This window comes from Synechococcus sp. CCAP 1479/9, from assembly GCF_019038535.1.
Taxonomy (GTDB): Bacteria; Cyanobacteriota; Cyanobacteriia; order PCC-6307; family Cyanobiaceae; genus Cyanobium.
This window is the reverse complement of record NZ_JAFKRK010000006.1, coordinates 37,779-64,166: the sequence shown is the minus strand read 5'-3', so window position 1 is coordinate 64,166 and position 26,388 is coordinate 37,779. Positions and strand designations below refer to the sequence as shown.

Below are 26,388 nucleotides of genomic sequence, written 5' to 3'. Positions count from 1 at the left end.
CCTGCTCAACGAAGGTCTGCGTGCCTGGATGGCGCCTGCCGACCAACCGCACGAAAACTTCATCTTCCCTGAAGAGGTTCTGCCCCGTGGAAACGCCCTTTAATTCCGGTCTCATCTCGGTCGGGGGCAAGGACCTCGACTCCACCGGCTATGCCTGGTGGGCGGGCAATGCCCGGCTGATCAACCTCTCCGGCCGTCTTCTCGGTGCCCACGTGGCCCACGCGGGCCTGATGGTCTTCTGGGCCGGCGCCATGATGCTGTTCGAGGTGAGCCACTTCACCTTCGACAAGCCCATGTACGAACAGGGCCTGATCCTGTTCCCCCACGTCGCCACCCTCGGCTACGGCGTCGGCCCCGGCGGCGAGGTCACCGACCTCTATCCGTTCTTCGTGGTCGGTGTCCTGCACCTGATCAGCTCCGCCGTGCTCGGCCTCGGCGGCCTGTATCACGCCCTGCGCGGCCCGGAGATCCTGGAGAACTACTCCGCGTTCTTCTCCCAGGACTGGCGCGATAAGAACCAGATGACCAACATCATTGGCTACCACCTCATCCTTCTCGGTGTGGGTGCCCTGCTGCTGGTGTTCAAGGCCATGTTCTTCGGCGGTGTCTATGACACCTGGGCCCCCGGCGGCGGTGATGTCCGTCTGATCAGCAACCCCACCCTCAGCCCCGGGGTGATCTTCGGCTACCTCACCCGCGCCCCCTTCGGTGGCGAGGGCTGGATCATCGGTGTCGACTCCATGGAGGACATCATCGGTGGCCACATCTGGATCGGTCTGATCTGCATCTTCGGTGGCATCTGGCACGTCATCACCAAGCCCTTCGGCTGGGTGCGTCGCGCCTTCATCTGGAACGGTGAGGCCTACCTGAGCTACAGCCTGGGCGCGCTGAGCTTCATGAGCTTCATCGCCTCGTCCTACATCTGGTTCAACAACACCGCCTACCCCTCGGAGTTCTACGGCCCCACCAACGCCGAAGCCTCCCAGGCCCAGAGCTTCACCTTCCTGGTGCGCGACCAACGCATGGGCGCCAACATCGGTTCCGCCATGGGCCCCACCGGCCTGGGCAAATACCTGATGCGCTCCCCCACCGGCGAGATCATCTTCGGTGGTGAAACCATGCGCTTCTGGGACTTCCGCGGTCCCTGGCTGGAGCCCCTGCGTGGCCCCAACGGTCTGAGCCTCGACAAGCTCCAGAACGACATCCAGCCCTGGCAGGTGCGTCGGGCGGCTGAGTACATGACCCACGCCCCCAACGCCTCCCTCAACTCGGTGGGCGGCATCATCACCGAGCCCAACTCGGTGAACTTCGTCAACATCCGCCAGTGGCTGGCCTCCACGCAGTTCGTGCTGGCCTTCTTCTTCCTGGTCGGTCACCTGTGGCATGCGGGCCGGGCCCGTGCCGCCGCAGCCGGTTTCGAGAAGGGCATCGACCGTCAGGCCGAGCCCACCCTGGCCATGCCGGACCTCGACTGATGCACCCGGGGGAACCGGTTCACCGATCCCCTTCCATCAGCCTCTGCCTCCGCCCCCGGGCGGGGGCTTTTTGCTGCCGTATCTTTGGGGCCGCCGCAGCCGTTGGGAGATCCGATGGGTGATCCTTCCCCCTCGGACGCTTCGAGCCTGTGGGGGAGGCTGACCGGCAAGGTCCGGCGATCGCCACGCACCCTCCGGGTCTTGCTTGGTCCCCGGATCCGGCGTCGCACCCAGGCCATCGAGGGGCAAATCAACCGGCGCCGGTTCTCAGCGACCCGACGCTCCCTGCGCCGGCGGAACCCGGAGGGGAACGGCCTGGTGCTCAACACGCGGCTGGTGGAGCCCACGATCCCCTCGATCGCCCACTGGGCGGACTGGAGCCTGACCCGCCATGGCTTCTTCGGCAACCTGGGCGTCCAGCCCCAACTCCTGTTCGTCAAGGCGGTGCCGGAGTGCCTGGATCTGTTTCTGGACCGCTATCTCCCCCGCATCGCGGCCCCATCCCGCTTCGTTCTGATCACGGGCGATGCCGACACCACCCTGCCCCGGCAGGTGGATCGGCGGTTCCCCGACTATCTCGGCTCCGGCCTGCAGCACCGGCTGCTCAGCCTCCTGGACGACCCCCGACTGCTGCACTGGTATGCGGAGAATCTGGACACGCCGCTGGACGGTGTCACCCCGATTCCGCTGGGCTGCATCAACAGTGATGGCCACGTCATCTACCGGCAGACCCTGGCAGACGACGCGCCGATCGCCATCCGGGAGCGGCCCCTCAAGGCCTTCTGCGCCCACTACGTGCGCGAAGGTCCGCAATGGGAGAACCGGCGAACGGTGATGCGGTTCGCCACCGGCGCGTGGCGGGCGTTCGTCGAGGTGCACGAGCAGATTCCCTACGACGATTTCTTCCCGACCCTCCAGCGCTATCCCTTCGTGATCTGCGCCGGCGGCGGCGGCCTCGATCCCTGCCCGAAGGCGTTCACGGCCCTGCTGGCCGGCGCTATTCCGATCATCGAGCGCAATCCCACCACCGTCGCCTTCGGCGATCTGCCGGTGGCCTTTGTCGACGGTTGGAACAGTCAAAGCCTCTCCCCCGCCCGGCTGGAGGCCTGGCGGGACGAGCTGCATCCCCGGTTCGAGGATCCGGCCCAGCGCCGCGCCGTGCTCGAGACCATGTCGATGGCCTACTGGCTGCGGCGGATCCGTGCCCATCACCCGGGCGCCTGAGCCAGGGTCCCGGGGCCGAGCCAGCGCCGCAGCAGGGGCAGGCTGAGGCCGATCACGTTGCTGAAACAGCCCTCCAGCCGCTCCACCACCAGACCGCCGCGGCCCTCGAGGGCAAAGCCGCCGGCACAGGCCAGGGGTTCACCGCTGGCCACATAGGCCTGGATGGCGGCCTCGTCGAGGGCGGCGAAGTGCACCCGCGTGGTCACGACCGCCTGCAGGTGCTCCTCTGGCTCCCCGGCAGCGGGGCGCCGCAGCAGGCCATGGCCGGTGTGCAGATCCCCCCAGCCTCCGGCCATGCGCCGCCAGCGGGCCACCGCCTCGGCGGCGTCCCGGGGCTTGCCCCAGGGCTCCCCCTGCACCTCCAGCAGGGAATCGCACCCGAGCACCCCAAACGGCGGCCAGTCCGCCGGCGACGGGAGCGTGGCGGCCACGGCCCGGGCCTTGGCCAGCGCCAGCTCCTGCACCAGGCGCCGGGGATCCGCCTCCCGGATCCCGTCCTCATCCACCCCGCTGACCTGGATGCGGTGGGGGATGCCGGCCTGCTCCAGCAGGCGGCGGCGGGCCGGGGAAGCGGAAGCCAGCAGCAGCAAGGGGGGTCTCCAGCGGGGTCTCCAGCCTGCCCGTCGATTGGGGAGAATGGGGCGATGGCACAGGCCGACACCGAGTCCCGTTCGCTGGCGCGGGCCGCCCTCTCCCTCCGCTGCCTCCCCTTCCGCCGCCGCTTCTACGAGGCGGTGGGGGAAGGGCCCCTGAGCAGCACGGAACTGGCCGGCCGCGTCGAGGTCCCTGCCCCCTTCACCTTCCTTCCCCTCAGCAGCGAGCGGACCGAGGACCATTTCCTCTGGCTGATCCGGCTGGGGGTACTGCGGCGGGAAGTCGATGGCCAGGGACTCACCGAGCGCGTGCGGCTGACGCCGATGGGCCGCCAGCTGCTGCGGCGCTGGCCGGGCGAAATTCCGCGGGCGGGCCGGCGGGAGCGGATCCTGGAGGCGCTGCGCCGCCACCGCCCCCGCCTTTGAACCGCCCCCACCCCGCCTCTCCCCGGCCGCTGATGGTGCTGGGCACCAGCAGCGGCGCCGGCAAATCGCTGATGACCGCCGCCCTCTGCCGGGTGCTGCGGCGCCGGGGGGAGCAGCCCCTGCCCTTCAAGGGGCAGAACATGAGCCTCAACGCCTGGGTCGACCCGCAGGGCGGGGAGATGGCCTACTCCCAGGCCCTGCAGGCCTGGGCCGCGGGCCTGGAGCCGCGGGTGGCGATGAACCCGGTGCTGCTCAAGCCCCGGGGCGACAGCACCAGTGAGGTGATCCACCTGGGGCGCTCGGTGGGCACGGCCCGGGCGGAGCACTACTACCGCGACTGGTTCCGGCCCGGCTGGGCGGCGATCCGGACGGGACTGGCGGAGCTCCAGGCCGCCCACCCCGGCGGCCGGCTGGTGCTGGAGGGGGCCGGCAGCCCGGTGGAGGTGAATCTGCAGGCCAGGGACCTCACCAACCTGCGGCTGGCCCAGTACCTGCGGGCCCGCTGCCTGCTGGTGGCGGACATCGAACGGGGCGGCGTCTTCGCCCAGATCGTCGGCACCCTGGCATTGCTGCGGCCGGTGGAGCGGCCCCTGATCGGCGGGCTGCTGATCAACCGCTTCCGCGGCCGCCGTTCCCTGTTCGATGCCGGCCGCGACTGGCTGGAGCAGCAGACCGGGGTGCCCGTGCTGGGGGTGATGCCCTGGCTCGACGAGCTGTTTCCCCCCGAGGACTCCCTCGACCTGCTGGAGCGGGGGAGCCGCAAGCCCCGCGCCGAGCTCGACCTGGTGGTGGTGCGCCTGCCCTCCCTGAGCAACTTCTCCGACCTCGACCCGCTCGAGGCGGAGCCCAGCGTGCGGCTTCGCTGGCAGCGGCCGGGGGAGCCCCTGGAGCAGCCCGACGCCGTGATCCTGCCCGGCAGCAAGCAGACCCTGCGGGACCTGGCGTCGCTGCGCAGCAGCGGGATGGCGGAGCAGCTGCGGTCCTACGTGGCCCGGGGGGGACAGGTGTTCGCCCTCTGCGGCGGCCTGCAGATGCTGGGCGAGGAACTGCACGACCCCGAAGGCCTCGAAGGGGGCCAGCCCGGGGAGCGGGTGGGCGGGCTGGGCCTGCTGCCCCTGCACACCGTCTTCCAGGGCGACAAGGCGCTGCGGCAACGGCAGAGCCGGGCCCTCTGGCCCCCCGGCCCGGGCGACTTCCCTGTGGTGGAGGGCTTCGAACTGCACCACGGCCGCAGCGAGCGGACCGACCCGGCAGGTTGCGCACCCCTGGCGCAGGACGGGGCCCTGGGCTGGTGGACGGAGTCCGGCGGCCAGGGGGGTCTGGTGGCCGGCACCTACCTGCACGGCATCTTCGAGAACGGGCCCTGGCGGCGCCGCTGGCTCAACCAGCTGCGGCAGCGGCGCCAGCTGCCGCCCCTGGAGGAGAACCAGCCCCACCACGGCCGCCAGCGGGACGCCCTGCTCGATCGCCTGGCCGACGCCTTCGAGGCCCACATCGACCTGGCGCCCCTGCTGGCCCCGGGTCCTCCCCCCCAGGGGCGACGGGCCTGAGCGGTCGCCACCCCCTAGATTTCCGCCAGAACAGCCCTCTCCCCATCGCCATCCCCCGCCCTGCCATCACCATCGCGTGGCCGGACGGACGCACCACGACGGCCCCCCCTGGCCAGGACTGGCTGGAGGCCGCCCGCCAGGCGGCGGTGTTGATCCCCACCGGTTGCCTGGGGGGCAGTTGCGGCGCCTGCGAGATCGAGGTCAATGGACGCATGGTGCGGGCCTGCGTGGCCACCGTGCCCTCCAGTCCGAGCGGCCGGCTGACCGTCAGCCTGGCCAGCGATCCCCACTGGTAGGCCGTGTGAGTTCCCCCCCCCGGTTCCACATCCTCTCGATCGATTTCCAGGATCTCGACGTGATCTGGAACGTGCGGTTGTTCTATCGGGCCGCGGGCTACGGGTTTGCCCGAGGCGGTGTCGATCCGGACCTCGACCTGCTGGTGATCCTGCGCGGCGATCCTGGCCACGCCTATCAGGACCACCGGGGAATCGTGCATGTGTACGACTACGTCAAGGAGCTCGAGGTGAACTGGCCTGAGCGCTTCCCCCGCGCCCGTGAGATCCGCCTCATTTCCCTGTTCCGACCAGACCAGGTGCCCGAGGGGCTGCGCTGGGTGCCGGGGTACCTGCCGGTGGTCCCCGAGTTCTGGCAACAGAGCCCGTTCCGCAAACGGGCCGGCAGGCCGCTGCACATCGCCAATTTCAAACCAATGGGCGACGACCCCTACCAGCAGGATCTGGCCCGGCTGGCGCGCCGGGGGCTGGTGCAGGTGTTCGGCGGCCGCTGGGACCGGCTGGGCCTGGCCACCCACGGCCTCAGCTACCTCGAAGCGAATCGCCAGCTGGCAGGCGCCTGGTGCTGCTACGGCCTGATGTACCCCTACCAGCGGGGCATCACCCTCTCCGGCCGCATGTGGCAGGCGCCCCTGCATGGCTGCCTGGTGATCAGCGAACAGGGCACCAACCCCCTGGGACTGCCCGGGATCCTCGAGGTGGGGCGCTTCTCGGCGGAGACGCTGCTGAGCGTCGGCTCGATCCGGGAGTGCTGGCAGATCAAGCAGGAGGCCACCCGGTACTGGCGCGAAGCCACCGAGCGGCTGGCCCTGCAGCTGGACCTGCCGGCCTACCGGGGTCCTTCGGCCGCCCAGCTGGCCAGCTGCCGGCGGGAGCGGATGGCCCAGCACCTGCGGGTGGCCTGGGGCCGGCGCCTGGGGCGGCTGGCGCGGTGGCTGGCGCCGCCGCCGGTCAGCTGCTGGTGGCGACGGCGCCAGCGGACGCTGCAGGGACTGGGGCGGCGCCTGCAGGGGGCCTCCGGCATGGGTGGACAGACAACGAACCGCTGAGTCGCCGCATCAGCCAGGTGGCTGCGGCGTCATCGTCGAATCGAAACCACAGGAGCTTCGATGTCAGCGGGCAGGAGCTACGATGCAAAGACGCAAGACGTTTCTGTAGGAATCTAGATGGCGCTGCCAACAGTCCTGAAGCGTGCCGTTCCGAAGAACGTGCAATCGGCTGTCAAGCGTTTTCTATGGCCTGAATACTCCCCTGTACCTCCCGGTCAGAAAGTCATTGAATTCTGGGTGGATGTGGTGAGTGGCTGCAATCTCCGCTGCACCGCCTGTCCCGTCGGCATGCCCGAGTACACGAACAGCATCGGCCAGAAGCTGACGGAGATGCCGATCGAGCTGTTCGAGAAGATCTGCCTGAAGGCCAAGGCCGACACCAATGGCAACTGCCGCTTCGGTCTGTACAACTGGACGGAACCGACGCTCCATTCCAAGCTCCATGAACTGATTGCCAGCGCCGAGAGCCATGGCGTCCCTTGCGGCATCTCCTCCAATCTCAATTACGACTACGACTGGTCCCTGCTCAAGCCCCTGCACCTCTGGAATTTCACGATCACGGTGTCGGGCTTCACCCAGCGCACCTACCAGATCAACCACAAGGGCGGCCGGATCGAACCGGTGCTCGCCAACCTGATCCGCATCTCCGAAACCCTCGGCGACTGGGAATGCTTCAAGAACATCGACGTGCGTTACCTGGTACACAAGGAGAACCTGCATGAAGTGCACCTGTTTAAGCACTTCTGCGAAAAGCTGGGGATGAAATTCAGCCCCTACCACGCCTATTACATGCCCATCGACAAGATGTTCGACGGGCTCGAAACGATCCCCCCGGAACTCGAGTACATCTACTACAGCCCCCAGCTGGTACAGCAGGCCATCGGTGACCACCGATCACAGAACTGCTTCATGCGCGAGTCCCAGGTCTGCCTCGACCACGAAGGCAACTTCTCGGTCTGCTGCGTGCAGTCCCCCTCCGCCCCATCGATCGCCAACTATCTGGACACCCCCTACCAGGTGATGCAGGCCAAGCGCTATGGCAGCGAACTCTGCAAGAAGTGCACCAGCACCGGCATCAACATCTTCGCCACCTATGGCATGCAGGAGCCGCCGGAGATCCAGCAATCGATCGAAAACCTTCTGCCCGTCGATCTGAAGGATTTTCGCTGATCAGTGACATCCAATGATGCCGCCTTGCGCCGCAAGGCCGACGCCCCCTCCTACGACTATCTGATCGTCGGCTGCGGGCTGTTCGGTGCCACCTTTGCCCGACTCGCCACCGATGCCGGCAAGCGTTGTCTGATCGTCGAGCGCCGCCCCCACATCGGTGGCAATTGCTATACGGAGAAGCTGGAAGGCATCAACGTCCATCGTTACGGCGCCCATATCTTTCACACCAGCAACAAGGCCGTCTGGGCCTTCGTCAACAGATTCGCTGAATTCAATAACTACATCAACTCGCCCAAGGCGATCTCCGGAGGCAAGCTCTATTCACTGCCGTTCAACATGAATACCTTCTACGAGCTCTGGCAGACGCGCACGCCCGAGGAAGCCCGCCAGAAGATCGCCTCGCAGCGCTTCACCGGCGAACCCACCAACCTGGAGGAGCAGGCCCTGTCGCTGGTGGGGAAGGACATCTACGAGACCCTGATCCGCGACTACACCCGCAAACAGTGGGGCAAGGATCCCCGTGAGCTGCCCGCCTTCATCATCAAGCGGCTGCCGTTGCGCTTCACCTACGACAACAACTATTTCTCCGACCGCTACCAGGGCATTCCGATCGGCGGTTACACGGCCCTGTTCGAGGCCATGCTGGAGGGCATCGAGGTCCGCCTCAACGTCGATTACTTCGCCGACCGCACCCCGCTGGGGCGCCTGGCCCAGAAGGTGGTCTACACCGGCTGCATCGACCAGTACTTCGACTACGCGCTGGGGCGGCTGGAGTACCGCTCCCTGGAGTTCGACAACGCCGTGGTGGAGACCGACAACGTCCAGGGGAATGCCGTGATCAATTACTGCGATACCAGCGAGCCCTTCACCCGGATCATCGAGCACAAGCACTTCGAAGGCTCCAGCTCCCCCGTCACCGTGATCACCAGGGAGTACCCCCGCCCCTGCAGCGGTGACGCCATCCCCTACTACCCGGTCAACGATGCCCACAACCAGGGGCTGTACCGGCGCTATCAGGAGCTCTCCCAGGGCACGGAGAACGTGATCTTCGGCGGCCGTCTCTCCGAGTACAAGTACATGGACATGCACGTGGTGATCGAATCGGCGATGAACCGGTTCCGCAGCGAGAGCCGTCAGGCGTCGGCCTGAATCAGCCCGCCACCGAGGAGCACCTCGCCGCTGTAGGCCACCGCCGCCTGCCCCGGAGCCACCGAGAACTGGGGCTCGGCGAAGTCGAGCCGGGCCCGATGGGGCCGTCCGGCGGCGTGGTCGGCGGCCGTTTCGGGCAGGGGCGTCAGCAGGGCCCGCTCCGGCAGGCTGCGGTAGCGCACCTGCACCTCCACCTCGACCGGCCCGCTGGGCGGCGCGATCGACACCCAATTGATGGCTCCCACCACACAGGACTGGCGCGTTGCCTCCCGCCGGGGGGCCACCACCACCCGGTTCATGGCCCCATCCAACCGCACCACATGGAGCGGTTCGCTCCAGGCGACCCCCAGCCCCTTGCGCTGTCCGATGGTGAAGTGCTCGATCCCGTCGTGCTGCCCGAGCACCGTGCCGTCCGCCAGGACGATCTCGCCCTGGCGGGGCGCCAGGTAGGCATCCAGGAACGCCCGCATCGAGCCGTGGTGGTCGGCGAGGCAGAGGTCCTGGCTTTCGGGCTTGGCGGCGGTGCGCAGGCCGAGGCGTGCGGCCTCGGCGCGGGTGGCCTCCTTGGTGAGCTCACCGAGGGGGAAGACCAGCCGGCCCAGCACGGACTGGGGCAGGTCGTAGAGGAAGTAGCTCTGGTCCTTGTGGGAATCCAGGCCCCGCAGCAGCTGGTGGCGGCCGTCCTGCCGCAGGCGGGCGTAGTGGCCCGTGGCGAGGCGGCCGATGCCGCGCTCCGCCTCGGCCCACTCCAGCATCGGAGCGAACTTCACCGCCCGGTTGCAGCGGGAGCAGGGCAGCGGGGTGAGGCCATCGCCGTACCCCTCCACCAGGAAATCGACGATCTGCTCCTGGAACCGGGTCCGGGAATCGACCACATGGTGGGGGACCCCCAGCTGGTCGCAGATGCCGGCCGCATCCACCAGACCCTCGGCGCAGCAGGCGCCCTTGCCGCTCATCAGCCAGAGGGTGAGGCCTTCCACCTCCCAGCCGGCCGCCACCAGCAGGGCCGCGGTCAGGGAACTGTCGACGCCGCCGGAGAGGCCCACCGCCACCCGCCGTTCACCCGGCCAGTCGCCAAGGCGTGCGAGCACCTCGGCCACCTCGGGGGTGACAGCGGGCGGCTGGGCGGGGGACTCAGGCGGAACGGAGACCGTGGCGGCGGTGGGGCTCAAGGATCCCGATGGGTGGAACGGGCGGACAGCTCCATCATGGGAGAGCACTGCTCGGGCCGCCGTGAACCTCGGGCCGATGCCCACCGCCTGGCCGCCGGCGGATGCCGATCACGTCCTGGTGAGCGGCGCCGCCATGGCCGCCATCGAGCAGGAGCTGTTCGCCAGCGGCCTGCCGGTGGAGGCCCTGATGGAGAAGGCCGCCCTGGCGGTGAGCCGCCGCCTGGCGGAACGGCCGGGTTGCGACCGCCAGCATGGCCTGCTGGTGCTCGTGGGTCCGGGCCATAACGGCGGCGATGGGTTGGTGGTGGCCAGGGAATGGCACCTGGCCGGGGGCCGGGTGCGGATCTGGTGCCCCTTCGAGCGTCGCCGCCCCCTCACCGAGGCCCACCTCCGCCATGCCCGCTGGCTCGGCATCCCCCTGCTGGAGGCCCCGCCCGATCCGGGCGATCCGGCCCTCTGGGTGGACGCCCTCTTCGGCATCGGCCAGCAGCGCCCGGCCGGCCCCCTGATCGAAGCCCTGCTGGAGGACCGGCAGCAGCGGCGGCCCGGCGGCCTGGTGGCCATCGATGTCCCCACCGGCCTGGACGCCGATGACGGTGGCCTGCTCGGCGGCGTGGCCGCCACGGCCGCCACCACCTACACCATCGGCCTGATCAAACGGGGGCTGGTTCAGGACACGGCCCTGCGCTGGGTGGGGCAGCTGGAGCGGATCGACCTCGGATTGCCGGCCACGCTCCTGGGCCAACCCGGCGGCGAGCCGCTGCTGGGCCTGGGGGCCAGCGACCAGGGCTCCGCCCCCTGGCCCGTCCCGGAACCGGCCGTTGGGAAATACGCCCGCGGCCGCCTGCTGGTCGTCGCCGGCAGCCGCCGCTTCCGGGGGGCCGCCCACCTGGCCCTGGCCGGCGCCACGGCGTCCGGGTGCGGCAGCCTCCGGGCCGCCCTGCCCCAGGAGGTCACCCCCCACCTCTGGCAGATCCACCCCCATGTGGTGCTGGAGCCCGGCCTGGGGGCCACCCCGACCGGGGGGCTGGCCCTGGCGGATCTGGACGCGGGCTGGCTGGATCGGCTGGATGCGGTGCTGCTGGGTCCCGGCCTGGGCGGGGTCGGCCCCGCCGGTGCGCCGCCAGCGGCGGAGATCGACGACCCGGAACGGCAGCGCTGGCAGGACCTGGCCGACTTCGGCGGCCTGCTGGTGCTCGATGCCGATGGGCTCAACCGCCTGGCGACCATGGGCAGCGACTGGCTCCAAACGCGCCGGGGCCCCACCTGGATCACCCCCCACGCGGAGGAGTTCCGCAGGCTCTTTCCCGACCTGGCCCCGCTCCCGCGGCCGGAGGCGGCGGCGGCGGCGGCCCGCCGCACCGGCGCCAGCGTGCTGCTCAAGGGGGCACGCAGCGTCGTGGCGGCCCCCGACGGGCGCCGCTGGCAGCTGCTGGAGGCCAGCCCGGAGGCGGCCAGGGCCGGACTCGGGGATGTGCTCGCCGGCTACGCGGCGGGCCGGGGGGCCCTGGCGCTGGCCGCCAGGGGGGGGCCGCAGGCCGGGGCACCGGCCGATGCCGCCTGGCTGGCGGCCGCCGCCCTCGACCACGCCCAGGCGGGAGTCCGGGGCCATCGCCGGCACGGGGCCGGCGGGGTCACCCCCCTCGCGGTGGCCGAGGGGTTGGCACGGGGAGCGACGGGGCAGGAGCGGGAGCCGGGGCAGGGGTCGCTGGGATGAAGATCCGGACCGCTCGACATAGGACGGTAAAGGCCACTTCCCCATCTGGCGACACTGGTGGTTCTTCGTGCAGGCCCACGGAAGATTTAGCCCTTTGCTCATCCAACCGGAGACAATCACTAAAGAAATCCGATTGTGTGTGGGTTCACATGTAAATCCTTAAAAGTTGTTCCAGACACTTTCTGCCCCTGCCAGTGGGTGGATAATCCGTTCACACTTTCGAAGGCGCCATTACGCCCCCTCCTATGACCGTCTCCGCCGTCGCGACGAGAAGGGAGGGCTCCACCCGCAGAGGGAGTGATTCCATCACCTGGTACCTCACCTCCATCGGGAGAGAGCCTCTGTTGACCCCGGCCGAGGAGATCGAGCTCGGCAACCAGGTGCAGGCGATGATGCACCTGGTGGAGGAATCGAAACCCGGATACTCCATCCAGGAGAACAAGACGATCAAGGTCGGCCGCCGCTCCAAGGAGCGGATGATGCGCGCCAATCTTCGTCTCGTGGTGAGCGTGGCCAAGAAGTATCAGGGCAAGGGCCTCGAGCTGCTCGATCTGATCCAGGAGGGCTCCCTCGGTCTCGAGCGTGCCGTCGAGAAGTTCGATCCCACCCGGGGCTACAAGTTCTCCACCTATGCCTTCTGGTGGATCCGCCAGAGCATGACCCGGGCGATCGCCTGCCAGTCCCGGGCCATCCGCCTGCCGGTGCACCTCAGCGAACGGCTGACGACGGTCCGCAAGGTGAGCCTGGAGCTGGCCCACAAGCTCGGCGCCATGCCCAGCCGCCGGGAGATCTCCGAGGCCATGGCCATTCCCGTCGAGGAACTCGATTCCCTGCTGCGCCAGGCGCTCACCATCTCCAGCCTGGATGCCCCCATCCATGCGGAAGACGGCCGCAGCTTCCTGGGCGACCTGATCGCCGATGGTTCCGCCGAGGAGCCGCTGGATCGCATCGAGCGGGGCATGCACCAGGAGCAGCTGGCCGAGCTCATGGGCCACCTCTCGGCCCAGGAGAAGGAGGTGCTGGCCCTTCGCTTCGGCCTCGACGGCATGGAGCGACACACCCTGGCCGAAATCGGTCGGCAGCTGGATGTCTCCCGAGAGCGGGTGCGGCAGATCGAACTCAAGGCCCTGCGCAAGCTGCGCTCCCTCTCGACCCGCAGCTCCGTTCCCCTGTCCTGATCGGCCGAGCCCTCAGCGGCGGCCCCCACCCACCAGAACCCGCTTCAACCAGCCCTTGGCCTGGAGCCCGGCGATCTTCAGCCGGCTCTCCCCCTTGAGGCCCCGGTCGCGGCGGATCTGGATCGGAGCCTCGCCGACCCTTTCCCAGTCCGGCAGCCAGCAGTTGTCGGCCCGTGGGAACCAGAACTCAAACACCGATGTCGTCGAGATGGGCAGCAACTTGCCGAGGATCGAATAGATCGACTGATCGTGGCGGTGCTCTATGAACCCCTCCAGATTGGGGGAACGGGACGGGCGGTCGTCGATCATCGAGAAATCCTCGCTGAACACCCTGACCCAGTGCCGCATGAAGTCCATGGCGGCAGGGCACTTGCGCACGAAGAAGGTGGTCGCCCCCAGTTGCTGGGTGCCCGTGATCTCGGGCCGGTCGCGCACCGCCAGCCGGTCCAGCAGGTCGCCCTTCGTCCACCTGGCCTCCAACTGGTCGGGGAACTGACGGCCCTCGTAGATGAGGGATCCGTTGGGAGGCAGACATTCGAAACCCTGCAGGCCTGAAGGGGCCGCCGCGGCCATGGAGAACAGCTCCAGCAGGCGCTCCCGTCCCGCCGGGTTGAGGTGGCAGCCGGAATCAACCCAGTGCACCAGGTCGCCATCCTGCAGGCGCTCGAGGGTCTGAAGAACGATCTGGGGCTTCCAGGCGTAGTAGCCGAAACCCCGGTGCTCCGGTGTCAGATACTCCTTAAAAAGCTGGCGAAAAGAAGGATCGAGATCGGACTCAGAAGCCCCCAAGATATCCGTGTACACCCCCATCTCTTTCGCCTGGCGGCATAGGCGACGGCGGGCCACTTTCATGCGGTGATCCGTGAAAGTGACAAGTACACGCTTGGCCATCAGACCCGCTGCCGTCCAGGCGATTTCAGCGATACTAACATCGGCTCAATGCAAGAACATCGCCTGGTCATCATGACGGAAGGCTGGGATAAAGCAGGGACATTTCAACAATCCCGGACGTCAGAAGTCGGCCCCATCCGAGCTGTTCCAGCATGGCCGGCGCCGTACCGCCAACAGCCTGCTGGTCAGTCGTCGGCCCAGATGTAGCGGGTGAGTTCACTGCCATCGGGCTCGGGGGCCGCCAGGGCGAACTCGACGCAATCGGCCACGACGGCGTCGATCTCCCTGTCGATCTCCTTGAGCTCCTCGGCCGCGGCCAGACCGTCCTCGACCAGGCGGCCGGCCAGTTGCTTGATGGGATCACGCTTGGCCCAGAACTCCTTCTCGGCCGCTTCGCGGAGTTCGTCGGGATCCGCCAGGGAGTGGCCGCGGAAGCGGTAAGTGAGACATTCCAGCAGGGTGGGACCCTCTCCGGCCCGGGCCCGGGCGATCGCCCGCTGGGCCGCCGCCCGCACGGCCAGCACATCCATGCCGTCGACCTCTTCGCCGACCATGCCGAAGCCCGCCGCCTTGCGCCAGATCTCCGGCTCGCTGGTGGCCCGGTTGTGGTCCATGCCGATGGCCCAACGGTTGTTCTCGACCACGAACAGGATCGGCAGTTTCCACAGCGAGGCCATGTTCAGGCATTCGTAGAACTGGCCGATGTTGCAGGTGCCATCCCCGAAGAAGGCCGCCGTGACCGCATCGCTGTCGGCCTGGCCGAGGGCATCACGCTTGTAGCGGCTGGTGAAGGCCGCCCCCAGCGCCACGGGGATGCCCTCGCCGATGAACGCATAGCCGCCGAGAAGATGGTGCTCCCGGGAGAACAGGTGCATCGACCCGCCCCGCCCCTTGCTGCAGCCGGTGGCCTTGCCGAACAGCTCGCTCATCACCTCCCGGGCCGGCACACCGCAGCTCAGGGCATGGACATGGTCGCGGTAAGTGCTGCAGAACCAGTCGTGCTGGAGGCGCATCGCCCGGATCACCCCGGTGGAAACGGCCTCCTGGCCGTTGTACAGATGCACAAAGCCGAACATCTTGCCGCGGTAGTACATCTCGGCGCACTTGTCCTCGAAGCGGCGCCCCAGGGTCATGTCGCGGTAGAGCATCAGGCCCTCCTCCCGGCTGACACTGGCCCGCTCTGCGGGGTACAGACCCTCGAGCCGCACCGCATGGCTGCCGGCCTCCTCGGTCGAGGAGCTTGCCCCGACGATGCCGGGCTGCGCTGCCCGCGCCGCGGTCAATTCCTGAGTCATGGCAGGAAGGCGATGCGATTCGTGGCCACGACTGTACGGGGTCCGTTCCCTGATGACAGTCAAAACCACTGCCTCTGACTACAGTCGCGCCCCAGCGGCCTCATCGGATTGGACCTGCCGATCGATCACTTCCGGTTGCTGGGCGTCTCTCCCTCCGCCGACGCCCAGGGGGTCCTGCGCACCCTCCAGTCGCGACTGGACCGGCTGCCCCACGCGGGCTTCACCCCGGAAACCCTGCAGGCGCGGGCCGACCTGCTCCGCGCCAGCGCCGACCTGCTCTGTGACCATGATCGTCGTGCCGCCTACGAAGCGGAACTGACGGGGCTGGCCGACACCGCCGGCTCCCTGCAGCCCGCCCTCGAGATCGCCACCACCCGCCAGGTGGGCGGACTGCTGCTGCTGATGGAGGGCGGCCAGCCCCTGGACGCCTTCGAGCTGGCCAGCCGCTGCCTGCAGCTGCCCCAGGCCCCCACCCTGGGCAGCGGCCGCGAAACCGATCTGACCCTCCTGGCGGGACTGTCCTGCCTCGAGGCCGCCAAGGAGCTGGAGGAGCAGCGGCGCTTCGAAGCCGCCGCCCGCACCCTGCGGCAGGGCCTGCAGCTGCTGCAACGTCTCGGCAGGCAACCCGAGCTCAGGGAAACCATGAACGCCCGGCTGGATCGGCTCACCCCCTATCGCGTCCTCGATCTGCTCAGCCGTGATCTGGCCGCCGGCACCGAGCGGCGCGAGGGACTGGCGCTGCTGGAGCAGCTGGTGCAGCGGCGCGGGGGCCTCGAAGGGGATGGCGATCCCCACTTCCCCCGCCAGGACTTCCAGACCTTCTTCCACCAGATCCGCTCCTTCCTCACCGTCCAGGAACAGGTGGATCTGTTCAGCCGCTGGGCGGCCAGCGGATCCGAGGCGGCCGACTTCCTGGCCACCATCGCCCTCACCGCCTCCGGTTTCGCCCAGCGCAAACCCGAACGCATCGCCGATGCCAGAAACCGCCTGCAGCGCAGCGGACGGGAGGGCGTCGAGCCCCTGCTCGCCAACCTGCACCTGCTGCTGGGGGAAGCCGACACGGCGAGGGCCTGCTTCGACAGCGGCGCCAGCGAGGACCTCAAGGCCTGGGCGGCCGCCAAGAGTGACGATCCCCTCGGCCAGCTCTGCGCCTACTGCAGCGACTGGCTGGTGCGGGACGTGCTGCCCGGCTACCGGGACCTGGAAGCGGAACCGGATCTGGTGGCCTACTTCAGCGACCGGGACGTGGTGGCCTATGTGGAGCGGGAGGACCAGCGCCGGGGCCGTGCCTACCTCTCGGCGCCGGCGGCGCCGGCCGCTGCGGCCCCTCCCCCCTTCCCCACCTTCGACACCCCTGACTTTCCGGCCTCCGCATCCTTCGCTCCCCCCGCCTCGGCCCCGGAGGTCTTCGCCCCCCTTTCTGCACCGGGCGCAGAACCGGATGCCGACGACGACGGGGAACTGGATGACGAGGTGCCCCTGCGCTGGCCCGTGCCCCCCCGGCCCTGGCTGCTGGCGGGCGGCGCCGCCCTGCTGCTGCTGCTGGCCGGCGCCTGGGTGCTGCGGCAGCGCCAGAGCGCGCCGCCACCGCCGCCGCCGGCTCCGCTGCCGGCTCCCCCCGCCAAGCCTCCAGCCGCCCCGGCGCCCACCCCCGCCCCGGCGATCAGCCAGAGCCTCACGCCCCTCACCAGCCCCCGTCCGGATGCGGCCCAGGTCCGCCGGCTGCTGGAGAACTGGCTGACGGTCAAGGGTGACGTGCTGGCCGGTGAGCCCATGCCCCAGGGGCTGGATCGCATCGCCCGGGAAGGGCCGGTGGAGCGGCTCGCCAGCGAGCGCCGCAGTGATGCCGCCAAGGGCCAGACCCAGCGGCTGGACGTGCGGATCACCGACCTGACCCTTTCGGAAAGCGGGCCCCGGCGCATCGTCGCCGTCGCCCGGCTCCGCTACAGCGACCGGCGCCTCGATGACAAGGGGACGGTGGTGGAGACCACGGCGCCCATGGAGCTGCGCAATGGTTATGTATTCGGACGCGACGGCGACAGCTGGCGCCTGGTGGCCACCCAATCCCTCAACTGATGTTCGACGAACTCTCCCAGCGCTTTGAAGACGCGGTCAAGGGACTGCGGGGCCAGGCGGCCATCTCGGAGACAAACGTCGATGGCGCCCTCCGCGATGTGAGGCGGGCCCTGCTGGAGGCCGATGTCAGCCTGCCGGTGGTGAAGGAGTTCATCGAGGAGGTGCGGCGCAAGGCGGTGGGCGCCGAGGTGGTGCGCGGGGTGAGCCCGGACCAGCAGTTCATCCAGCTGGTGCACGGACAGCTCGTGGAGACCATGGGCGGCGCCAATGCCCCCCTGGCCCGGGCCGCCGAAGGGCCCACCGTGATCCTGATGGCCGGCCTGCAGGGGGCCGGCAAGACCACCGCCACCGCCAAGCTGGGGCTGCACCTGAAGGAGCAGGGCCGCCGTCCCCTGCTGGTGGCCGCCGACGTCTACCGGCCGGCCGCCATCGACCAGCTCCAGACCCTGGGCCGCCAGATCGGCGTGGAGGTCTTCAGCCTCGGCAGCGACGCCGCCCCGGAGGCGATCGCCGCCGCCGGCGTGGCCAAGGGACGGGACGAGGGCTTCGACACCGTTCTGGTGGACACCGCCGGCCGCCTCCAGATCGACACCTCGATGATGGAGGAGATGGTCCGGATCCGGGAGGCTTCGGCGCCGGATGAGGTGCTGCTGGTGGTGGATTCGATGATCGGCCAGGAGGCGGCCGATCTGACCAGGGCCTTCCACGAGCAGGTGGGCATCACCGGCGCCGTGCTCACCAAGCTGGACGGCGATTCCCGCGGCGGGGCCGCCCTCTCGATCCGCAAGGTCAGCGGCGCCCCGATCAAGTTCATCGGCACCGGCGAGAAGGTGGAGGCCCTGCAGCCGTTCCACCCCGAACGGATGGCCAGCCGGATCCTGGGCATGGGCGATGTGCTCACCCTGGTGGAGAAGGCCACCAAGGAGGTGGAGCTGGCCGACGTGGAGAAGATGCAGCGCAAGCTGCAGGAAGCCAGCTTCGACTTCTCCGATTTCGTGCAGCAGATGCGCCTGATCAAGCGCATGGGCTCCCTGGGCGGGCTGATGAAGCTGATCCCGGGGATGAACAAGATCGACGACGGCATGCTCCGGCAGGGGGAGAGCCAGCTGAAGCGCATCGAGGCCATGATCGGCTCGATGACCGAGGCCGAACGCCGCCAGCCCGAACTGCTCGCCGCCCAGCCCTCCCGCCGCCGCCGCATCGCCGCCGGCAGCGGCCACACCCCGGCGGATGTGGACAAGGTGCTCCAGGACTTCCAGAAGATGCGCGGCTTCATGCAGCAGATGACCCGGGGCGGGATGCCGGGGATGCCCGGGATGCCTGGCATGGGTGGTTTTCCCGGCATGGGCGGCATGCCCGGGATGGGCGGCATGCCCGGGATGCCGGGAATGGGTGGCATGCCGGGGATGGGCGGCCCCGGTGGGCGCGGCGGCGGCCAGCCCCGCAAACCCCCCAAGCCGGCCAAGAAGCGCAAGGGATTCGGACAGCTCTGAGCCGGCCTGTAGGATTGGGGGCTGCATTTCGAGCACCCTTTTCCAGATGATCAAGCTCCGGCTGAAGCGGTTCGGCAAGAAACGGGAAGCGAGTTTCCGTCTGGTGGCCACCAACAGCACCTCCCGCCGCGACGGCCGTCCGCTCGAGGAACTGGGCTTCTACAACCCCCGCACCAAGGAAACCCGCCTCGACGCCGAGGCCATCCGCGTCCGTCTGGGCCAGGGAGCCCAGCCCACCGACACCGTGCGCAGCCTGCTCGAGAAGGGCGGCCTGATCGAGAAGACCACCCGTCCGGCCGAGACCGTCGGCAAGCTCAAGCAGGCTGCGGCCCGTGAGGAAGCCGCCGCTGCTGCGGTCAAGGAAGCGGCCGCCGCCAAGGAAGCCGAGGCCGCCAAGCAGGCCGCTGAGGCTGCCGCCGCCGCCGAAGCTGCCGCTGCCGCCGAACCTGCCGCCGCCGAGGCCTGAGCGAGCTCTCCTCCACGTTCGCCCTGCCCGACAGCGCCGCCGCCATCGCCCTGGCCGGCACCGACGGTGCTTCCCTGCGTCGGCTTGAAGCCCTCACAGGTGCCCAGATCGTCCTGAGGGGCCTCGATCTTCAGATCCGGGGCCGCAGTGCCCAGGTGGAGCGGCTGCAGGCCCTGGTCCAGCTCCTTGAGCCGCTGTGGCAACGGGGCGAACCCATCGGACCGGTGGACATCCAGGCGGCCATGACGGCCCTGGACACGGGGCGCTCCGACCAGCACCGCAGCATGGGGCTCCAGGTGCTGGCCACAAGCGTCACCGGACGTCCCCTGCGTCCCCGCACCCTGCGGCAGAACAGCTATGTCGAGGCGATTGAACGCCACGACCTGACCCTGGCGATCGGCCCCGCCGGCACCGGCAAGACCTTCCTGGCCACGATCCTGGCCGTGCGGATGCTGCAGGAGCGCAAGGTGGAGCGGCTGGTGCTGACCCGGCCGGCGGTGGAAGCCGGCGAGCGGCTCGGGTTTCTGCCCGGCGACCTGCAGCAGAAGGTGGATCCCTATCTGCGTCCCCTCTACGACGCCCTCCACGGGCTCCTGGGTCAGGAGCGCACCAGCCAGCTCCTGGAGAAGGGCGTGATCGAGGTGGCCCCCCTGGCCTTCATGCGCGGACGCACCCTGGCCGATGCCTTCGTGATCCTCGATGAGGCCCAGAACACCACCTGCGCCCAGATGCGCATGGTGCTCACCCGGCTGGGGGAGAACTCCCGCATGGTCGTGACCGGTGACACCACCCAGATCGACCTGCCCCCGGGCCAGCTGAGCGGCCTGGTGGAGGCGGAGCAGGTGCTGGCCGGGGTCGAAGGCGTGGCGATCTGCCGCTTCTCCGACGCCGACGTGGTGCGCCATCCGCTGGTGCAAAGGCTCGTGCAGGCCTACGCCCGCCGCGATGCCCGCCCAGGCTCCCCCCCAGCCAGGAAACGGACGGACGCCCCCCCTGCCCGATCGGAACCATGAACTCGGAACCATGAAGAGCGCCGAACGGCTGCGCATTCCCGCCCAGATCGCGGTGGCCGCCCTGGTGGCCTACCTGCTGGGCTTCTGGTTCACGAGCCTGTTTCCCGGCTATCTGCCCAAGATCGGCGCCCTCTGGTCGGCGATCTCCGCCGTCATGGTCACCCAGGTGACCCGCAAGGATGCGGCCTCCTCCGCCTCGCTGCGGATTCTGGGGTCGGCGATCGGCGCCATCACCAGTGCGGTGTACCTGACGCTGCTGCCCTTTCACCCCCTCGGCATGGCCCTGGCGATCTTCGCCACGGTGATGCTCTGCGCGGCGATCAACGTGCCCAGCCACGGCCGCCTGGCGGCGATCACGGTGATCGTCGTGATGGTCACCGGCAGCCTGGATCCGGCCCTGAGTCCGGGGGTGAATGCCCTGCTGCGCTTCCTGGAATCCTGCATCGGCACGGCCGTGGCCCTGCTGGCGGTGTGGCTGTGGCCCGGATCGCGGCGCCAGCCCCTGGACGAGGCCTGAAGCCTGTCCGCACAAGGGGCCCCCATGGGGAGATCCGAACCGGCGCCCCCGCCGCAACCCTGGGGCCGCTGGCAAGATGGATTCAGTTTGAAATGCCAGCGCCATGCCGGCCCGCAGCAACTTTCAGGAAGCGATTCGCGAAGCCCAGTCCAGCGCCCTGGTCGGACCCAACGTGGTCAACAAGGCCCTCCCCTACGTGGGCGGCGGCATGGTGCTCACGGCCGTCGGTGTGGTCGGTGGCCTCTCGATGATCGGCAACCCGATCTTCATGCCCCTGTTCTGGGTGTCGCTGATCGGCAACTTCATCCTGTTCTTCGTGGCCCAGAACGCCGCCATGAAGGGCAATAACGGCACCGCCCTGCCGATCCTGGCCACCTACAGCCTGATCACCGGCTTCACCCTCAGCGGCATCGTGGCGATGGCCATCGGCACCGCCGGCATCGGAGCGATCGGCACCGCGGCCCTGGCCACCGGCATCACCTTCGTGATCGCCTCGGTGGTGGGCCGCAACATGAGCGACAACCTCGGCCAGGCCCTGAGCGGGGTGGTGGGCCTGGGCATCGTCGGCCTGCTGATCGCCATGGTGGTGCAGCTGGTGGGCGGGATCTTCATCCCCGGCTTCGGCGGCAACGGTTTCGAGCTGATGATCGCCGGCTTCGGCACCGTCCTGTTCGTGGGAGCCGCCTTCGTCGACTTCTACACCATGCCCCGCACCTACAGCGACGACCAGTATCTGGCCGGCGCCCTGGGCATGTATCTCACCTACATCAACCTGTTCATCTTCATCCTGCGCCTGATCATCGCCCTGCAGGGTGGCGGCCGCCGCGACTGAGGCCGTCCCAGGCCTTGATCGTTCTCCTCATCCAAGCCTTCCCCATGGGCCTGTCCATTCCGGATGGGTCCATCTTTTTTTGTCGCGATCCATCGGCGCCGGTCAGCACGATCTCCCTCCCCACCACCGTCACCGCCCATCTCCAGGCGCCGCTGTGGCGACCATCGGCGGACGCCCCCCGACGGCCCGGCTAAGCTCCCAGCGACTCCTGCCGGACCCGCCAGGCATGGCCCAGCACCAGGGGCAACCTGCACGCCGCCTCGGCAGGCGTGGCCCCATCACCTTCTGAACACAACGGAAACCCCATGACCAAAACGGCTCTGATCACCGGGATCACCGGCCAGGACGGTTCCTACCTGGCGGAGTTGCTCCTGGAGAAAGGGTATGTGGTGCATGGGATCAAACGGCGGGCCAGCAGCTTCAACACCGACAGGATCGACCACCTCTACCAGGATCCCCACGAGCAGAATCCCCGCCTGGTTCTGCACTACGGCGATCTGACGGACTCCACCAATCTGATCAGGATCGTTCAACAGATCCAGCCGGACGAGATCTACAACCTCGGAGCCCAGAGCCACGTGGCCGTGAGCTTCGAAAGTCCCGAATACACGGCCAACTCCGATGCCCTCGGCACCCTGCGGATCCTGGAAGCCGTCCGCATCCTTGGGCTGACGGACAAGACCCGCATCTACCAGGCCAGCACCAGCGAACTCTATGGGCTGGTGCAGGAGATTCCCCAGAAGGAAACCACCCCCTTCTATCCGCGCAGTCCCTACGGCGTGGCCAAGCTCTACGCCTACTGGATCACGGTCAACTACCGGGAGGCCTACGGCATGTACGCCTGCAACGGCATCCTGTTCAACCACGAAAGCCCCCGGCGGGGAGAGACCTTCGTCACCCGCAAGATCACCCGGGGTCTGGCCCGCATCGATGCCGGTCTGGATCAGGGCCTGTTCATGGGCAACCTCGACTCCCTGCGGGACTGGGGTCACGCCCGGGATTACGTGGAAATGCAGTGGCGGATGCTGCAGCAGGAGAAACCCGAGGACTTCGTGATCGCCACGGGGCGGCAGGAGTCGGTGCGCCGTTTCATCGAGCTCACCGCCGAGGAACTCGGCTGGGGCGGCATCGTCTGGAACGGCAGCGGCGTCGAGGAGACGGGCGCCCGGCGCGACACCGGCGCCACGGTGGTGCGCATCGACCGGCGCTACTTCCGGCCGGCGGAGGTGGAGACCCTGCTGGGGGATCCCACCCGGGCCCGGGAGCGGCTGGGCTGGACCCCCACCACCACCCTGGAGGAACTGGTGGCGGAGATGGTGGCCACCGACAAGGAGGAGGCCGCCAAGGAGGCCACCCTGCGACGGGAAGGGTTCACCGTCGTCGGCTCGATGGAGAATCCCCCCCAGGTCGGGGTGACGGCCGCCCCGTGAATCGGCCTGAGAAACGCCGCTATGGTCAGGGCCGTGACCCGTTCTCGTCGAAGCGGACCTTCGCTGGAACGACGCCCTCTCCCGCGGTCCGCAACCCCGCCCGGCAGCGCGGGGGCCTGACGATTTCCCCATGCTGATCTCAACGAACGATCGGATCTTCATCGCCGGCCATCGCGGCATGGCCGGCTCGGCCATCGCCCGGCGCCTGGAGGCGGAAGGCCACCGCCACCTGCTCCGCGTGGGCCGCTCGGACCTCGACCTCATGGACGGCCCCGCTGTGGCGGCCTGGTTCGCCGACCAGCGGCCCGACGTGGTGGTGCTGGCGGCGGCGCGGGTGGGGGGCATCCTCGCCAACGCCACCTACCCGGCCGACTTCCTGCTCGACAACCTCAAGATCCAGCAGAACGTGATCGAGAGCTCCTGGAGGCAGGGCACCCGGCGCCTGCTGTTCCTCGGCAGCAGCTGCATCTACCCCAAGCTGGCCGAGCAGCCGATCCGGGAGGAGGCCCTGCTCGGCGGGCCCCTGGAGCCCACCAACGAGTGGTACGCCATCGCCAAGATCACCGGCATCCAGCTGTGTCGCGCCCTGCGGCAGCAGCACGGCTTCGATGCCATCAGCCTGATGCCCACCAATCTCTATGGCCCGGGCGACAACTACCACCCCACCAACAGCCATGTGCTGCCCGGCCTGATCCGTCGCTTCCAGGAGGCCCGGGAGACCGGCGCCGAGGAGGTGGTCTGCTGGGGCAGCGGCAGCCCGCGGCGGGAGTTCCTCCACGTCGATGATCTGGCGGATGCGGCCCTGTTCTGCCTGCGCCACTGGCAACCGGGCGCCGATGAGCTCCAGCACATCAACGTGGGAACGGGAACGGACGTGAGCATCAAGGAGCTGGCCACCATGGTGGCCGAGGCGGTCGGGTTCCGCGGACGCATCGCCTGGGACACCTCCAAGCCGGACGGCACCCCCCGCAAGCTCCTGGATGTGGGCCGCCTGGCCGGCCTGGGCTGGCGGGCGACGATTCCCCTGCCGGACGGACTGCGCCGCACCGTGGCGGAGTTCGTCAGCGAGCGGGCCAGCGGTGCCGAGGTGCGGCTGTGAGGATCCTCGTCACCGGGGGCGCCGGCTACATCGGCAGCCATGCCGTCCGGGCCCTGACCAGGGCGGGGCACCAGCCCGTGGTGCTCGACAACCTGGTCTACGGCCATGCCGACATCGTCGAAAAGACCCTGAAGGTGCCGCTGGTGCTGGGCCAGGTGGGCGACCGTGAGGTGCTCGAACCCCTGCTGCGGGGCCGCCATCCCGCCCTGGACGGCACCGCCCTGGAGGGCAAGCCGATCGAGGCGGTGCTGCACTTCGCCGCCTACGCCTATGTGGGCGAATCGGTGACCGATCCCGCCAAGTACTACCGCAACAACCTGGGCGACACCCTCACCCTGCTCGAGGCCCTGGTGGCCACCGAGCGGCCGTTGCCGATCGTGTTCTCCTCCACCTGCGCCACCTACGGCATTCCCCAGCAGGTGCCGATCACCGAGGACCACCCCCAGGCCCCGATCAATCCCTACGGCCGCAGCAAGTGGATGGTGGAGCAGCTGCTCACCGACTTCGCGGCGGCCTACGGCCTGCCCAGCGTGATCTTCCGCTACTTCAATGCCGCCGGTGCCGACCCCGACGGTGACCTGGGGGAGGATCACAACCCGGAGACCCACCTGATCCCCAGGGTGCTCGACACCATGAGCGGCCGGGAGCCTTACCTGCAGATCTTCGGCGACGACTACCCCACCCCGGACGGCACCTGCATCCGCGATTACATCCACGTGGCCGACCTGGCCGACGCCCACGTCCTGGGGCTGGAGCGGTTGCTGCGGCTGCGGGAACGGGAGGAGAGCGAGCGCCGACCGCTGATCTACAACCTCGGCAACGGCACCGGCTACTCGGTGCAGCAGGTGATCGAAACCGCCAAGGCCGTCACCGGCCGGGGCCTGCTGGCCCATGTGGCCAAGCGCCGCGACGGTGACCCTCCCCAGCTGGTGGCCGGGGCCACCCGGGCCCACCAGGAACTCGGCTGGCGACCCCGCTTCCCGGAGCTGGAAACGATCATCGAGCACGCCTGGGCGTGGCACCAGCGGCGTCACCAGGGCTGACGCCACCCACCACTGGCCAGGGTCTGGCCAGGGGCTCGCCGATGAACACCCCCTGACCGGGCATGGCCACACTGCGCCAGTAGCTCTCGATCAGGGTGTCGCCACGGAGGTAGTAGGCGAGCAGCAGGCCGGGATCGGGAAACTTGGCCGGGAAACTGCACGGTTCCACCACGGTGCCGTAACTGCCGGTGGCGCCGGCCTCGAGCCAGCGGAGCGCACTCATCTGCGGGCTGTCGGTCAGCTGCCCCCCGAAGGAGGTGAGATGGTCGGCGACGGCACCGGGCCGGAAGCGGTTGGTGCGCAGGCCCACGGGGAAGGCCAGCCCGGTGACGTAGGCCATCACGTCCTGGGCGCCCACCAGGGTGTCGCTCTCGATGATCCGCACCCGCAGGCGGGAGCCGATGGCCGCCATGACCCGGTTGTAACCGGCGGCCCGTCGGTTGCGCCTGGCATCGCTGGTGCTCAGCAGGTAGGCCGTCCCCGGTGGTGCGGTCCCGTCCGAAGCCACGCCCTGCTGGATCAGGCGCCGGGCCGCCGCCCCGCTGGTGGCCGCCAGCATCATGCTGGGCCGGACCCGCAGCTGATCCCAGGGGCGGCGCACGTCACCGCGGGCGAACAGGGGGCTCAGGGCGGTGGGGCGGCAACCGCTGGCGCAGAAGCGCGCATCGAGGCCGAAGCTGAAGGCGCTGGTGATCGACTGGCACCCGACCCGGTACGGGGCTGCCCAGGCCAGGGCATAGACCTGGACATGGGGCGGGGTCTGCCGGTCGACGCTGGCCTTGATGCGGCGGAACAGCCCAGGGTTGAGCGACGCCTTCCCGGGCGGGAAGCGCACCCGGATCACCTGGTCCGGGGGGATCAGCCGGGCCGCCTGGTACTCCCGCCCGATGGTCTCGCTGAGGGGATCGGCGGCGTTGATGATGATCGCCAGGTGGCGATGGTCGAGGGGGCCGCGGGAGGGAGTCCCGGCGCCGAGGGAGCCTTTCCCGCTCCAGGGGCTGCCACTGGCCGCCAGGGTCAGGGGCAGCAGCAGCGCCACCCCCACGGCCAGGCGGCGGCGCCACGCACGTGGCGGAGGAGGGGCCATGGCGGAAGCGGTGAGGCTGGGGACGGGGCCGGCAGTTGCGGCTGCGCAGCCGGATCAGTCCTGGGAAGGAGGGGCGAAGAGAGTGGGTGACAGGAGGTCAAGGGCTGACGGACGGCGACCCAAACGGCGTCCTGCCCTGCGGCGATACCA

24 protein-coding genes are annotated in these 26,388 nt (G+C 69.0%); 19 read left to right on the top strand and 5 right to left on the bottom strand.

Annotation, left to right across the window (positions count from 1 at the left end; translation table 11 throughout):
* Nucleotides 1-86: 86 nt before the first annotated feature.
* Together psbC and KUG38_RS02855 are read left to right on the top strand one after the other, a co-directional pair.
* Nucleotides 87-1,475, top strand: a complete 1,389-nt coding sequence (psbC, locus tag KUG38_RS02860) for a photosystem II reaction center protein CP43 (protein ID WP_216918961.1) — start codon at nucleotides 87-89, stop codon at nucleotides 1,473-1,475.
* 201 nt (nucleotides 1,476-1,676) lie between these two features.
* Nucleotides 1,677-2,699: a hypothetical protein gene (locus KUG38_RS02855; RefSeq protein WP_216918960.1), complete on the top strand. Its 1,023-nt coding sequence runs from the start codon at nucleotides 1,677-1,679 to the stop codon at nucleotides 2,697-2,699.
* Here the strand turns inward: KUG38_RS02855 and KUG38_RS02850 are convergent.
* On the bottom strand, nucleotides 2,684-3,289 hold the full coding sequence (locus tag KUG38_RS02850; protein ID WP_216918959.1) for a nucleoside triphosphate pyrophosphatase: 606 nt from the start codon (nucleotides 3,287-3,289) through the stop codon (nucleotides 2,684-2,686). The two genes, KUG38_RS02855 and KUG38_RS02850, sit on opposite strands and share 16 nt — an antisense overlap.
* A gap of 54 nt (nucleotides 3,290-3,343) precedes the next feature.
* Here KUG38_RS02850 and KUG38_RS02845 point away from each other — a divergent pair, with 54 nt between their 5' ends.
* The 6 genes from KUG38_RS02845 to glf all read left to right on the top strand — a co-directional run bounded on the left by KUG38_RS02845 (nucleotide 3,344) and on the right by glf (nucleotide 8,929).
* Nucleotides 3,344-3,718, top strand: a complete 375-nt coding sequence (locus tag KUG38_RS02845) for an Npun_F0494 family protein (protein WP_216918958.1) — start codon at nucleotides 3,344-3,346, stop codon at nucleotides 3,716-3,718.
* A 32-nt stretch (nucleotides 3,719-3,750) separates the two neighbouring features.
* Nucleotides 3,751-5,268 carry a cobyric acid synthase gene (locus KUG38_RS02840; protein ID WP_216918966.1) on the top strand — a complete coding sequence of 506 codons (1,518 nt, stop codon included), beginning with the start codon at nucleotides 3,751-3,753 and terminating at the stop codon, nucleotides 5,266-5,268.
* 71 nt (nucleotides 5,269-5,339) lie between these two features.
* The gene (locus KUG38_RS02835; RefSeq protein WP_502988677.1) at nucleotides 5,340-5,564 is read left to right on the top strand and encodes a 2Fe-2S iron-sulfur cluster binding domain-containing protein; all 225 of its coding nucleotides are present in this window, start codon (nucleotides 5,340-5,342) and stop codon (nucleotides 5,562-5,564) included.
* A 5-nt stretch (nucleotides 5,565-5,569) separates the two neighbouring features.
* A complete protein-coding gene (locus KUG38_RS02830; RefSeq protein ID WP_216918957.1) occupies nucleotides 5,570-6,610 on the top strand; it encodes a hypothetical protein in 1,041 nt (346 codons plus the stop codon).
* A 117-nt stretch (nucleotides 6,611-6,727) separates the two neighbouring features.
* Nucleotides 6,728-7,780, top strand: coding sequence for a radical SAM protein (locus KUG38_RS02825; protein ID WP_353617700.1), 1,053 nt, complete (start codon nucleotides 6,728-6,730; stop codon nucleotides 7,778-7,780).
* A gap of 24 nt (nucleotides 7,781-7,804) precedes the next feature.
* Nucleotides 7,805-8,929 carry a UDP-galactopyranose mutase gene (glf, locus tag KUG38_RS02820; protein WP_286195574.1) on the top strand — a complete coding sequence of 375 codons (1,125 nt, stop codon included), beginning with the start codon at nucleotides 7,805-7,807 and terminating at the stop codon, nucleotides 8,927-8,929.
* Here the strand turns inward: glf and mnmA are convergent.
* Nucleotides 8,914-10,029: a tRNA 2-thiouridine(34) synthase MnmA gene (gene mnmA / locus KUG38_RS02815; RefSeq protein ID WP_216918964.1), complete on the bottom strand. Its 1,116-nt coding sequence runs from the start codon at nucleotides 10,027-10,029 to the stop codon at nucleotides 8,914-8,916. The genes glf and mnmA overlap by 16 nt on opposite strands.
* Before the next feature lie 148 nt (nucleotides 10,030-10,177).
* Here mnmA and KUG38_RS02810 point away from each other — a divergent pair, with 148 nt between their 5' ends.
* The gene (locus tag KUG38_RS02810) at nucleotides 10,178-11,818 is read left to right on the top strand and encodes an NAD(P)H-hydrate epimerase (RefSeq protein ID WP_216918954.1); all 1,641 of its coding nucleotides are present in this window, start codon (nucleotides 10,178-10,180) and stop codon (nucleotides 11,816-11,818) included.
* A gap of 245 nt (nucleotides 11,819-12,063) precedes the next feature.
* Nucleotides 12,064-12,996: a sigma-70 family RNA polymerase sigma factor gene (locus tag KUG38_RS02805; protein WP_216918953.1), complete on the top strand. Its 933-nt coding sequence runs from the start codon at nucleotides 12,064-12,066 to the stop codon at nucleotides 12,994-12,996.
* Nucleotides 12,997-13,008: 12 nt separating this feature from the next.
* Here KUG38_RS02805 and KUG38_RS02800 read toward each other — a convergent pair whose 3' ends face one another.
* Together KUG38_RS02800 and pdhA are read right to left on the bottom strand one after the other, a co-directional pair.
* A complete protein-coding gene (locus KUG38_RS02800; RefSeq protein ID WP_216918952.1) occupies nucleotides 13,009-13,785 on the bottom strand; it encodes a hypothetical protein in 777 nt (258 codons plus the stop codon).
* Between the two features lie 287 nt (nucleotides 13,786-14,072).
* Nucleotides 14,073-15,182: a pyruvate dehydrogenase (acetyl-transferring) E1 component subunit alpha gene (pdhA, locus tag KUG38_RS02795; protein WP_216918951.1), complete on the bottom strand. Its 1,110-nt coding sequence runs from the start codon at nucleotides 15,180-15,182 to the stop codon at nucleotides 14,073-14,075.
* Nucleotides 15,183-15,290: 108 nt separating this feature from the next.
* Between pdhA and KUG38_RS02790 the strand changes: the two genes are divergently transcribed.
* From KUG38_RS02790 to galE, 9 genes are all read left to right on the top strand, one after another.
* On the top strand, nucleotides 15,291-17,258 hold the full coding sequence (locus KUG38_RS02790) for an ARC6/PARC6 family protein (RefSeq protein ID WP_216918950.1): 1,968 nt from the start codon (nucleotides 15,291-15,293) through the stop codon (nucleotides 17,256-17,258).
* Nucleotides 17,258-18,751 (top strand): signal recognition particle protein, encoded by a 1,494-nt coding sequence (gene ffh / locus KUG38_RS02785; protein WP_216918949.1) that lies wholly within the window; start codon nucleotides 17,258-17,260, stop codon nucleotides 18,749-18,751. Before KUG38_RS02790 ends, ffh begins: the two co-directional genes overlap by 1 nt.
* Nucleotides 18,752-18,797: 46 nt before the next feature.
* On the top strand, nucleotides 18,798-19,217 hold the full coding sequence (gene rpsP, locus KUG38_RS02780; RefSeq protein WP_216918948.1) for a 30S ribosomal protein S16: 420 nt from the start codon (nucleotides 18,798-18,800) through the stop codon (nucleotides 19,215-19,217).
* Nucleotides 19,214-20,230 (top strand): PhoH family protein, encoded by a 1,017-nt coding sequence (locus KUG38_RS02775; RefSeq protein ID WP_216918963.1) that lies wholly within the window; start codon nucleotides 19,214-19,216, stop codon nucleotides 20,228-20,230. Before rpsP ends, KUG38_RS02775 begins: the two co-directional genes overlap by 4 nt.
* A gap of 10 nt (nucleotides 20,231-20,240) precedes the next feature.
* A complete protein-coding gene (locus tag KUG38_RS02770) occupies nucleotides 20,241-20,747 on the top strand; it encodes an FUSC family protein (protein ID WP_216918947.1) in 507 nt (168 codons plus the stop codon).
* Between the two features lie 103 nt (nucleotides 20,748-20,850).
* The gene (locus KUG38_RS02765) at nucleotides 20,851-21,579 is read left to right on the top strand and encodes a Bax inhibitor-1/YccA family protein (RefSeq protein WP_106220722.1); all 729 of its coding nucleotides are present in this window, start codon (nucleotides 20,851-20,853) and stop codon (nucleotides 21,577-21,579) included.
* 305 nt (nucleotides 21,580-21,884) lie between these two features.
* Nucleotides 21,885-23,009, top strand: coding sequence for a GDP-mannose 4,6-dehydratase (gmd, locus tag KUG38_RS02760; RefSeq protein ID WP_216918946.1), 1,125 nt, complete (start codon nucleotides 21,885-21,887; stop codon nucleotides 23,007-23,009).
* Between the two features lie 130 nt (nucleotides 23,010-23,139).
* Nucleotides 23,140-24,108 (top strand): GDP-L-fucose synthase family protein, encoded by a 969-nt coding sequence (locus KUG38_RS02755; protein WP_216918945.1) that lies wholly within the window; start codon nucleotides 23,140-23,142, stop codon nucleotides 24,106-24,108.
* A complete protein-coding gene (galE, locus tag KUG38_RS02750) occupies nucleotides 24,105-25,151 on the top strand; it encodes a UDP-glucose 4-epimerase GalE (RefSeq protein ID WP_094585499.1) in 1,047 nt (348 codons plus the stop codon). Before KUG38_RS02755 ends, galE begins: the two co-directional genes overlap by 4 nt.
* Here galE and KUG38_RS02745 read toward each other — a convergent pair.
* Entirely contained in the window at nucleotides 25,105-26,238 is a 1,134-nt protein-coding gene (locus KUG38_RS02745) for a TIGR03790 family protein (protein WP_286195572.1), read from the bottom strand. The genes galE and KUG38_RS02745 overlap by 47 nt on opposite strands.
* Nucleotides 26,239-26,388 lie beyond the last annotated feature (150 nt).